Origin of the sequence: Corallococcus sp. CA041A, assembly GCF_003612075.1 — a bacterium.
In the GTDB taxonomy this organism is placed as follows: Bacteria; Myxococcota; Myxococcia; order Myxococcales; family Myxococcaceae; genus Corallococcus; species Corallococcus exiguus.
On the sequence record NZ_RAWF01000313.1, the window covers coordinates 1 to 10,762 of the forward strand.

Annotated in this window: 8 protein-coding genes; 5 read left to right on the top strand and 3 right to left on the bottom strand. The window is 66.8% G+C overall.

From position 1 onward, the window contains the following. Positions 1-540: 540 nt before the first annotated feature. A complete protein-coding gene (locus D7V77_RS36360) occupies positions 541-1,899 on the bottom strand; it encodes a Vps62-related protein (protein WP_158624553.1) in 1,359 nt (452 codons plus the stop codon). Between the two features lie 276 nt (positions 1,900-2,175). Beyond that, positions 2,176-2,793: a hypothetical protein gene (locus D7V77_RS36365; RefSeq protein WP_120580852.1), complete on the bottom strand. Its 618-nt coding sequence runs from the start codon at positions 2,791-2,793 to the stop codon at positions 2,176-2,178. A 249-nt stretch (positions 2,794-3,042) separates the two neighbouring features. On the opposite strand from D7V77_RS36365, the gene D7V77_RS36370 reads away from it, so the two are divergent. The 3 genes from D7V77_RS36370 (at position 3,043) to D7V77_RS43405 (ending at position 7,895) form a co-directional block, all read left to right on the top strand. Continuing rightward, a complete protein-coding gene (locus D7V77_RS36370; RefSeq protein ID WP_120580853.1) occupies positions 3,043-6,642 on the top strand; it encodes a serine/threonine-protein kinase in 3,600 nt (1,199 codons plus the stop codon). Positions 6,643-6,841: 199 nt separating this feature from the next. Continuing rightward, the gene (locus tag D7V77_RS36375; protein ID WP_120580854.1) at positions 6,842-7,444 is read left to right on the top strand and encodes a glutathione S-transferase family protein; all 603 of its coding nucleotides are present in this window, start codon (positions 6,842-6,844) and stop codon (positions 7,442-7,444) included. Positions 7,445-7,550: 106 nt separating this feature from the next. Further along, positions 7,551-7,895: a hypothetical protein gene (locus tag D7V77_RS43405; protein WP_147452273.1), complete on the top strand. Its 345-nt coding sequence runs from the start codon at positions 7,551-7,553 to the stop codon at positions 7,893-7,895. Positions 7,896-8,002: 107 nt separating this feature from the next. On the opposite strand, the gene D7V77_RS36385 is transcribed toward D7V77_RS43405, so the two are convergent. Further along, a complete protein-coding gene (locus tag D7V77_RS36385) occupies positions 8,003-8,794 on the bottom strand; it encodes a polymer-forming cytoskeletal protein (protein ID WP_120580856.1) in 792 nt (263 codons plus the stop codon). Positions 8,795-8,958: 164 nt separating this feature from the next. Here D7V77_RS36385 and D7V77_RS36390 point away from each other — a divergent pair, with 164 nt between their 5' ends. Beyond that, positions 8,959-9,561 (top strand): TetR/AcrR family transcriptional regulator, encoded by a 603-nt coding sequence (locus tag D7V77_RS36390; RefSeq protein ID WP_120580857.1) that lies wholly within the window; start codon positions 8,959-8,961, stop codon positions 9,559-9,561. A gap of 223 nt (positions 9,562-9,784) precedes the next feature. Next, entirely contained in the window at positions 9,785-10,738 is a 954-nt protein-coding gene (locus D7V77_RS36395; RefSeq protein WP_120580858.1) for a hypothetical protein, read from the top strand. Positions 10,739-10,762 lie beyond the last annotated feature (24 nt).

Here is a 10,762-nt window from a genome sequence, read left to right on the forward strand (position 1 = left end):
GCAGCCGCGCCTCCAGCTCCGCGATGCGAGCCTCCTGCTGCGCAATGCGAGCCTCCTGCTGCTCGATTCGCGCGAGCGCCGCGCTCAGCAGTCGCTCCAACTCCGCGATACGCGCATCTCTTGGGTCAGGAGTGGCCACGTCCCATTATTTCTAAGCCGTCCCCGGCCCACGTCGAGCGTGGTGAGGCCCACCGTTCGCTGCCTCACTACCCCCTCAGTCGAGCACCACCCCGTGAACGCTTACGACTCCGGAACACGAACAAGGTGTCGTAGACCTCCCAAGAACATCCTCTCGCAAAGCGGGACGAAATGTGACAGGAGTTGCCACAACCCGAATTCCCCGGAGGCAATCCCTGTCCGCCGTCACTGAATGGGCAGGCCCCACGCCAGGCCGCGCCGCGCCCGGTAGCTTCGTTCGGGCCGCGCCGGAGAAATAAACGTGCAGCCGCCGAGGCACAGCGGACGGAGCCTCGTTTGCAGCCGAGGCTCCGTCACAGGCCCACCAGGCCCCCCTCCTACCCGAATGCCGCGCCGGCGTGTCTACCGGATGGAGATGACCTGTCCATTCGGAATGAAGCGGAGGTCATTCGTCCCGTAGTCGGCGACAGAGACGATGGTGCCATCCGTCCGGTACATCACGAGCTTCTGGACGCGCTGCCAGAACTGCGTCACCGGCTGGCTCGGGAGTTGGACCGTGATCGTATCGGTGGTCGAGCTGTCGTTCTGCTGCGTCTGCTCGGTCGTCACGTTCATGTCGTTCGTGTACGAGACGCTGATCCCAAAATTGGGCCCGCCCTTGTCTCCAGCCGAGATGCCGGCGTTGACACCGACCGTGAAGGACGTCGTATTCGAGAACGACTCCGATGAAGAGGTCGAAACGCCGACCGTCACGCTCGTCTCGAACTGCCCTCCTCCAGGCGTCGAACGTGAGCCGTTGCAGAGCCAGTAGGGCTCGTTGGCGAGGTAGTAGAAGGGGGATTCTCCCGGCTTGTTGATGTACCCCGCGTCGGTCACCGCGGTGAAGGGCAGGACCGCGACATTCAGGAGCCCGACCGGCGTCACGGAACCGGAGCCCGTGTTCGGATCGAAGGTGGGCGGATTCGCGGGGGAGACCGTGATCGGCAGGAAGCTCTTCTTCGCGGCGATGACGTACGCAGGGCGCATGCCCTCGACGCTCAGGAAGGTCGGCGGCACGATATACAAGACGTCCCCATCAGGCGCGATGCTGGACGCATCGAGGGCGGGCGTCATGAGACTTCCATTGTGATACTTCCAGTGCTGTCCTGCATCGCTCCAGAAAGGGACGGCCGCTGCCATTCGCAAGAGCGCCGTCTTCACACACCAGTACTTATTGGGGTCGGGCTGGATGGAGTTGGACTGATTGAAGCACAAGCCGAGCGCGGTGTAGCCCTCGGGAGCGACAGGCCACCAGTAGCTGAGGAGGGCCTCATTCCCGGAACCCGTGGAGTCAAGAACCCAATCGAACCTCCGCGGATGCGCCAGCGAATCGCTCCCATCGGGGTCTGCAGGGTTCTTGCTGAAGAGAAGGGAGCTGATCGGCGACCAGACGCCCGACTGCTGCACGAGCGCGACATCGCCAAGCGGGAGGTAGCCGTCATTCCTCGCTCCGTTGAAGCCGAAGAACACGATGGGCTGGTCCCCGCTTGTGCCAAAGAAAATCGGAACGAAGTCATTCGTCGTCCCGGCAATCACGTTGAACGGGCCGAACGGGGCGCCCTTCGTCTTGTAATCAGCGCGCTGGATGGAGTCGAGGATCTGCCCAGGAACATCCTGAAGATCGCGTGTGAACTCCAACCGGCGCGCGACGGTTACGGGCGGCGGGGCCGTGACCGGTCCCTCTTTCTGCTGAACCGCCGCCAGATTTTCAAGACGCTTCATGACTCGCTCCTTGTGATTGCGGATGGGGCACTGCGGCGCATCCCATGAGAGGGACCGGGCTGTCCGATGGGCGCACGGACCTGCGATTGAGCAAGGCCTGTACCAACCCATGTGATGGCGGGCACGAAGGGGGCTGAAGAGGGTCACTGCCGACAGGAATCCAGGCTGTGCGCCAGGCCGACGGCGTGTCGGCGGCATGCCGCGATACGCCTGCACGTCGGTGAGGCTGGGGGCCACTCCGCCGCCCAGCCCACCAGGCCGTCGAATCCCTCCGGGCTACTGCGTCCAGAAGATGGACGAGGTGCGCTTGTCCATCGCCGCCCCGATATAGGAGCACCCCCAGCCGCAGTCGATCTGGGCCCCGCCCCCGAGCGGGCCATCGTAGTTCTCGTAGTGGTACGCGTGATTGCACCCGCCGAAGGTCCTCGACGAGGAGAAGGCGTCGTTCCACGGAGCGGGCAGGTTGACGAAGTAGGAGCCGCACCCGCCAGAGGAGGAGATGAAGGTGCACGAATCGCCAGTCCAATTGGCTCCGGTGAACTCCATGCCAACCACAGTTTCGCCAGCCCCGAACTGGGTGACGCGCTTCAGGTCGGACTCCTGGAGATCCGCCGGCTTCGCCGTCGCGGGCAGCCGCACGGCCCCCCGGGTGGCGACGGAGAAGGCCTCGGAGAACGTGTCGAAGCACGTCGGCACGGTCACGGTGTCGGGCAGCGGCTCACCGGGCTTCAGGACCTGGACGCTCGCGACGCAATGCCGCTCAGCGCTGTTGCCCGTCGTGACGAGTTCGTGAGCGGCCGGCGGGTTCGTCGTCGCTTCGTTGGCTTCCATCCCGACACCACCACAGCCGGTCAGCAGCGCGGTGAGGACGAAGCGTTTGAAATGGGATTGCATCAGGGTAGCTCCTTGTGTTTGCAGGGGTTGGGTGCTGGAAGCCCGAACTTCGGTCTGGGTCTTCCTGGGACTCAGGCATGAGCAACCCACGTGCCATGGCGCGTACACGCGGGATGTCTCCGAGCGCTCTGGGCTGAGTGGCTCCACGGCCGGTGTTCCGAGCGTCAGGGCGATGCGGCGACAGGCCGGCGGCGTGTCGGCGGCATGCCGCGACGGCCCTGACCCTCGAACCGGGTACGATGCCCTCTGATGCGACACGACTACGAGGCGCAGCTATGGCTCGTCATCGACGAAGGCATCCTGTCCCGGGAGGAGTCGGCGTCCCTGCTCGAGGAGGCGCTGCGCTTGGGACGAAGCCCCCTGGAACTGCTGCGTGAGCGGGGCCGGATCTCCGAGGAGACCCTGGCCTCACTCGTAAAGGAGAGTCCTGCCTCCCCCGAGCACCGGCCCGAGGCGGACTCCACCCTCGAGTGGGCCCAAGGCGGGCCGACGCGCACCTCACAAGCGAGCAGCACCCCGGCCTTTCCCCTCCCCCACTGGGACCGCTACCAGTTCGTGCGGTTCCTCGGGCAGGGTGGCATGGGGCGCGTGTTCCTGGCGAAGGATCCGCGGCTGCGCCGTCCGGTGGCCCTCAAGTTCGTCCGCGACGACGACGATGCGCACACCCGCCGCTTCATCACCGAGGCACGGGCCCAGGCCAAGGTGAAGCACGAGCGCGTGTGCCAGGTGTACGAGGTCGGCCACGTCGACGGGAAGGTCTTCATCGCCATGCAGTACATCGACGGCCAGCCGTTGAGCGCCCTGGTGCGGTCGCTCACCGTCGAGCAGAAGGCCCTCGTGCTTCGCGAGGCCGCCCTGGGAGTGCACGAGGCCCACCGCGTGGGGCTCATCCACCGGGACATCAAGCCCTCCAACATCATGGTCGAGCGCACCGAGGATGGGGCGCCCAGGCCCTACGTGATGGACTTCGGCCTGGCGCGCGAGTGGAACGAATCCCAGACGGCCTCCGGGGCGGTGCTCGGCACGCCCCACTACATGGCCCCGGAGCAGGCCCGCGGAGAGGTGAGCCGGCTCGACCGCCGCGCGGACGTCTACAGCCTGGGCGCCAGCCTCTACTTCCTGCTCACCGGACAGGCCCCCATCCCCGGCGCCAACGGGCTGGAGGTGCTCAACAACATCGCCGCCGTGGAGCCCCGGCCGCCGCGCCGGGTCGACCCGGATGTCCCGGCGGACCTGGAAGCCATCGCGCTCAAGTGCCTGGAGAAGGACCGCTCCGCGCGCTACGACTCGGCGCGAGCCCTGGCGGAGGATCTGGAGCGCTTCCTCGGCGGTGAGCCCGTCCTGGCGCGCACCGGCTTCGGGTACCGCGTGCGCAAGCGGCTGCGCAAGCACCGGCTGCTGGCCTCCGTGAGCGCCTCGGCGTTGCTCGCCGTGGCGGTGGCACTGGGCTGGGGCGCGCTGGGCCGCCGTGACGCCGCCGATCGCGAGCGCCTGGTCCGGCGCTTCACCGAGTCCGTGGAGCGCATCGAGGCGCTGGCGCGCTACTCGGACCTCTCACACCTGCACGACACGCGTGAGGAGCAGCGCATCATCCAGGCGCGAATGGCGGCGCTCGAAGCCGAGATTCAGCAGGCGGGCGATCAAGCCGTGGGGCCGGGTCACTACGCGCTGGGGCGCGGCTACCTCGCGCTCGGAGACGAGGCCAGGGCTCGTGAGTTCCTCGAGTCCGCCTGGGAGCACGGCTTCCGCGAGCCCCGCGTGGCCTATGCGCTGGCCGTGGTGGTGGGACACCAGTACCGGGAGGAGCTCCTGGAAGCCGAGCGCATCCGTGATGCCGAGCGGCGAAAAGCGCACCAGCGCGAGCTTGAACAGCGCTTCCGGGAGCCGGCGCTGGCCTGGCTCAAGCAGAGCGAGGGCGCCGAGGTCCCCTCTTCCGCGTATGTGGCGGCGCTGCTCGCCTTCTACGAGAACCGGTGGGATGAGGCCCTCTCCCGGCTGGATACCATCGACACCGGGCTCTCCTGGTTCCATGAAGCGCCCAAGCTGCGCGGAGACATCCTCCTGGCCCGCGCCATGCGGCACCTGAACCAGGGTGAGCATGAGCAGGCGGCGGTGGACTTCGAGGCGGGCCGGAAGGCCTATGCCGAGGCGGCCGCCATCGGCGAAAGCGTGGCGTCCATCTACACGGCCCAGGCCGAGCTGGAGCAGGGCGCGCTCAGCCTGGAGCTCTATGGGAAGGGCAACGTCACTCCCCACTACACGCAGGCCCTCCAGGCCGTCTCGCGCGCGCTCACGGCGAAGCCCGGGCACGCCGACGCCTGGGTGCTCGAGGCCCGCCTCCACCGCCGACTCGCCGAGCACCAGCGCAACCTGGGCAACTACGAGGAGACGCTGCCGGAGAAGGCCGTGGCCGCCGCGCGGCACGCGCTGGAGTTGGAGCCTTCGCACTCCCGGGCTCGGCTGGAGCTGGGGCTGAGCTATTGGCTCTGGGGCTATATCCGCCAGAGCCAGTCCCAGGATCCACGCGAGCTGCTCCGCAAGGCCGCGGAGAGCTTCGAGAACATCTCCCCGGGGAAGCGGGACGCCGACTTCTTCCTCAACCTGGGCCTCGTCTACAAGACATGGGGCGACTCCGATGAACAGGTGGGCGATGATCCGCTCCCCCGGTACGGCAAGGCGATTGAGTCCTATCGCTCCTCCATCCAGCAGGATGGCAACGTGCCGGAGAGTTGGATCAACCTGGGCATCGCGTACCACGCCCGCGCCACCCACCCACGAGCCCCGGATCCCGAGGGAGACCTCACCCAGGCGCTGGCGGCCCTGGAAAAGGGTCGGGACCTCAACCCCCGGCATGTGGTGCCCTACTTCTACGCCGGGCTGGCACACGCGCTCGCGGCCCGGAGGCTCCGCGTCCAGGGGGGCAATCCTGTCCCCTCCCTGGAGCGCTCGGCGGACATGTTTCGCGAGGGCCTCGAGCTCAGCCCCGGCATTCCCCAGCTCCACAACGGCCTGTGCCTGACGCGGGTCCAGCAGGCCCAGGCGAGCTGGGATCGCGGCGGGGATCCCCTCCCGGTGCTCGGCCAGGCCCAGGCAGCTTGCGAGCAGTCCGTGGCCATCGCGCCGAAGGCAGGCTACAGCCAGGTCAGCCTGAGCGAAGTGCTCGCCCAACGCGCTCTGTACCAGCGCGCCCGGGGAGAGGACCCCAGCGCGAGCGTGCACGCGGCCGACGAGGCCTTGCGGCAGGCCCTCCAATGGATTCCAGGAGAGGCGGGAGCCCTGGCCAACCGAGGCATGGTCCACGCCATCCTGGCCACGTTCGAGGTGGAGCACGGGCGTGATCCTCGCCTCAGCATCTCCCGGGCCGAGGCAGCCCTACGGCAGGCCCTGGCGCGCAAGCCGACCCATGCCGAGGCGTGGCATTATCTGGGAGAGACGCTGGGAGCCAGGGCGCTGTCTCCCGGGGCGCATCCCCAGGACTCCGAGGACGCGGTCCATGCCTTCCAGAAGGGGCTCGAGCTGGCTCCGGAGCGACAGGAGTTCCGGCTGGGCTTCGGGCATTTCCTCCGCCGATGGGTCACCCACTTGATGAAGAAGAAGCAGGACCCAGGCCCCTCCCTGGAACGGGGGCTGGAGTTGGTTCGCCCCCTCATCGAGGTCCGCCCGGAATGGCCAGACGCCAGGCTCCTCAGGGGCAGCCTGCTCGCGCTCCAGGGGAATCTCTCCTCGGCCACGCCTGAACAAAGACTCCCTACGAACCATGGCCTCAGTGGCTGCAGCTGCATTCCCCATAGATGCACTTGTGGCTGGGCATCTTTCCCTCGACGAGAAGGCAGCTCATATTGCATCTGAGAGAATCACAGGGTTGCGCCCAGGGGTCTCTCAGCTCATGGACCAGGAGCGCTGCGGCCCCGAGGACAGCACTCGCCAATAATGCAATCGCAAGGGCCATGCCGCGCCCCACCCTCTTCTTCCGGCCGGTTTGCTCCATGCGCCCCTCATCGGTTGGACCGCGTTCGCCTTTATACGAAATGTCATAGACTTACCGCCCATGATCAAGCTCCACCAGTTCAACCCCTCTGGGAATTGCTACAAGGTCCGCCTCCTGCTGCATCAGCTCGAGATTCCGTTCGAGACGCGGGAGGTGGACCTCTCCGCGGGAGAGACGCGCACGCCGGAGTTCAAGGCGATGAACCCCATTGCCCGGACCCCCACCGTGGAGCTTGAGCCCGGTGTCTTCCTCGCCGAGTCCAACGCCATCCTCTGGTACTTCGCCGAGGGCACGCCCTTCATTCCCTCCGACCGGCTGGAGCGGGCGCGGATGCTCCAGTGGATGTTCTTCGAGCAGTACAGCCACGAGCCCTACATCGCCGTGGCCAGGGCGTGGCTCACCTTCTTCGGTGTCCCTTCCGGCAAGGAGAAGGAGCTGGAGGAGCGCATCCAGAAGGGCTACGCCGCGCTCGACATCATGGAGGGCGAGCTGCGCAAGCGGCCCTTCTTCGCGGGCGAGCACTACAGCCTCGCGGACATCGCGCTGTATGCGTACACGCACGTGGCGGAAGAAGGCCGGTTCGACCTGGGCCGCTACCCCGCCATCCGCGCCTGGTTCGAGCGGGTGCAGGCCCAGCCCCGCTACGTGCGCATCACCGATTGATACGGTTTTTCAGGCAGGCCCGTTTGACGGCATGGCTGTAAATCCCACACATTCCTGGACAAACCCGGCTCGACCGAACCCGCCCCTGTCCAGGGAGAAGTCCGATGTGGAAGCTCTTCCTCTTGATCGTCATGTCCTGGCTCTGGGGCCTTGGCGGCTCGACCGGCCTCGTGTTGCTGGTGATGTTCTTCCTCGGGAATCCCTATTCCATCCGGTACCGCGGCCACCAAGCGATGTCGACACGCATCGCATGCGCGGCCAATGGGCTGTCGTTCCCTGGTGGGGAACCTCCAAACACGTCATCCGCAAGTGGACCTGGGATCAGATCGCGCTGGATACGCGGCTCCAGAAAGTCATGGTGAAGGCCTCCGGTTCCCTGACGCGTGCCTCGGAAGCACTCTCTGATTTGATCGAGGACAACCCGACCAAGGCCGCCGAGGTGTTGGCCTAGATGTATGAGGAAGCAGACGAGGCGCGGAAGTAGCGCGCGCCAGTCATGGTCCACGAGCCCCTTGCCCCTTGAGGGCCGGCCACGCCCGCGGACGACTCCCCTCCTTTCTACGAGGCGCGGCGGGACTTGCGTGCCGCGGGGGCCTTCTCCGCGAGCGCGGGTTTGCCGCGCCGGACGAAGTCGGCGAGCGTCTCCGCGTCGATGGCGTCTATCCACGGCGCATCGGGGTCGGCTTCGTCGCCGTCCTCGTCCTCGAACATCTCGTCCGCGAAGCGCTTGAGCAGCTTCGGCGAGAGGAGGTCGCGGACGCGGCGGTCGGTCTCTTCGATGAAGGCGTGCTTCTGGCGGGCGCGGATGTGTTGCTTCGCGTCTCCGGTCACGAGCTGGGCCTTCACACCGCCGTGGACATTGACGGCGTGGTACTGCGTGTAGACGAAGGGCGCGCGGACATCGCCGAACACCTCGGTGCAGGCATCGTTGCCGAGGAAGAGGATGGACCGCTCGGCGACGAGGTCGCCATGCACTTCGAGGAAGCCCTCGGTGATGATGTCACCGGCGCGCAGCGAGCCCGTGACGATGACCACGGACTCCGGGTCGAGCGAGTCCTCGTAACGGCCCTTCACCACCAGGTCGCCCTCGACGATGAGCAGGCCGATCCACGGGTGCTTGCGGGTCGTGAGCGCGTCAAGGACGAGGCGTCCCTTGTGGTAGAGGATGTCTCCTCCGGCGTGCTCGCTGGCGGTGCGCTCCTGGATGAATCGCTTCGCGACGCGCGGCGTGCTGGACTTCGCGAACGTGCCGCGCGCGTGCTGCTTCACCAGGGACCGCACGGTGTCGGCGGTGAGCGTCCCCGCATTGAAGCTCTTCGCCTTCGGAATCGGGCTCTTCTTCGTGGCCATCCGGCCACCCTAATTCCTGGGCGCGAAATGTGTCGTGCGAAGTTCCGTCCGCCGGCGAGGTCGTGCGCCCCCTGAAGCAGCCGGGCGCTCAGCCAGGCCCCGTGCGCTTGACACTCCGGGGAGCCGCGTACTATCAAATTGTTGAGCGCACGCTCGATAACGACATGGCCCGCCCCGTCTCCATTCGTGACGAAGACATCCTCGACGCCGCGCGAGAGGTCTTCCTGGCGCATGGGGTGCGCGCCACCTCCGCGATGGTCGCCGAGCGGGCGCGCGTGTCCGAGGGCATCATCTTCCGCCGGTTCAAGACCAAGGAAGGGCTGTTCCGCGCCGCGCTCAACCTGGAGCTCACCGCGCCCCCAGAGGTCATGGGGCTCGTGGAGCGCATCGGCGTGGGTCCGGTGGTCGAGAACCTCCAGGATGCGGGGGTCGCGCTCGTGGGAATCCTCCGGGTGCAGATTCCCCTGTCCATGCTCGCGATGAGCAATCCCGGCACGCACCGCGAACCCGGCGGCCCCGAGCACAACGCGCACCCACGAGAGCCCTACTTCGAGTTCCTCGCCGCCTATCTCCGAGGAGAGATCTCGCGTGGCCGCCTCCGAGCCGTCGACCCCGAGGTCTTCACCTATGCCTTCCTCGGCGGCATCAAGGACTACGTCGTGGGACAGCTCTTCCGCACCCCCACTGCGCCCTTCAAGCACCCCACCGCGCCCGTCTTCGTCCGAACGCTCCTCGACCTGCTGATGCAGGGAGCCCAACGCGGCTGACCGTTCCGCATGCTGCGCAAGACGTCTAATCCCTTCCGCACGCCGAATTAGTGAGTAAAAAATCAATAACGCACCCCGCGAAGCCGGGCACTGGAGGCGGTCCGCCATGTTCTTCACGCTCTACCTGCTCATGCTGTTGCCACCTGAGCTGCCCCGAAAGGAAAGGCGAGCACAGGGAAAGGAGCGCCCGCCCCGGACTTCCCCCCGTCGGGGAAAGCCTCCTGTGAAGCCCGCCCGGAAAGGCCGTGGCACCGGAACCGCGCTGCTTCTCTTCACCGCCGTCCTGCTATCCGCTGGCGCCGCGGACGCGCAGACGTCGGCGGACCGCGCCTCCGTGGGCTTCACCTTCAAGCGAGGCACGCGGATCGGCTTGCAGGGGGAGAAACTGGATGGGCACCTCCAGCTCGACGTGCGCCCGATGCTCCCCTCCTTCTCCCTGGGCCAGACGCGCCTCGTTCCGCTGCTGGGTTTCAGCACGGAGTGGATGGGAATGCAGCGGCGGGGCCGGCTGCTCAACTCGACGGCGGGAGAGCTGGGCGGAACGCTCCAGAACTTCCAGCTGGGTCTGACGCTGGTACGGCCGGTGACCCCCCGGTGGCTGGTGTTGGTGGGAGCCTCCGGAACCGCCAGCACGGACTTCTCGAAGTCCTTCAACCTCGCGACCGACACGTCCTGGTCGGCCTTCGTCATGGCGAACTACTTCATCGGTGGAGACCCGCGAACGACCCTGACCCTGGGCCTGGCCTCGCAATATCCATTCACCCTGACGCCCGTCTTCCCCCTGGTGGGCTTCGCCTACCACAAGGACCCGTACGTCCTGGAGCTGGGCTTTCCCCGGGTCGCGATGCTCATGAAGGTGGGCAGTGGACTCGAATGGGGCATCACGGGCGCACTCGACCTCCAGGTCTTCCGCGTCCACTCCCCGGAAGGCAGCCCCCTGCCAACCTCCCTGTTCGCGCGTGAGACTTCCCTGCGCTTCGGCCCCACGCTGAATGTCCGGATGGGCAAGGGCGACCTGTGGCTGAGCTCATCCGTGGGCGTCGACTTCCTGAACAACTACGCCCTGCTCGACGACATCCGCTTCCGGTTTAGCCGCCACTCCCGAGGGAAGCCTCACGTTTCCGCCGTTCGCGCTCTCGGCGCTGCTGGCGTGAGCGGGCCGTCACCTCGGCGATGAGCAGGATGCGCTCCTCCAACTGCT

Coding starts and splice junctions, on each gene's coding strand:
- D7V77_RS36375 (WP_120580854.1), top strand. CDS start 6,842: ATGATCAAGCTCCACCAGTTCAACCCCTCTGGGAATTGCTACAAGGTC.
- D7V77_RS36365 (WP_120580852.1), bottom strand. CDS start 2,793: ATGCAATCCCATTTCAAACGCTTCGTCCTCACCGCGCTGCTGACCGGC.
- D7V77_RS36390 (WP_120580857.1), top strand. CDS start 8,959: ATGGCCCGCCCCGTCTCCATTCGTGACGAAGACATCCTCGACGCCGCG.
- D7V77_RS36370 (WP_120580853.1), top strand. CDS start 3,043: ATGCGACACGACTACGAGGCGCAGCTATGGCTCGTCATCGACGAAGGC.
- D7V77_RS36360 (WP_158624553.1), bottom strand. CDS start 1,899: ATGAAGCGTCTTGAAAATCTGGCGGCGGTTCAGCAGAAAGAGGGACCG.
- D7V77_RS36385 (WP_120580856.1), bottom strand. CDS start 8,794: ATGGCCACGAAGAAGAGCCCGATTCCGAAGGCGAAGAGCTTCAATGCG.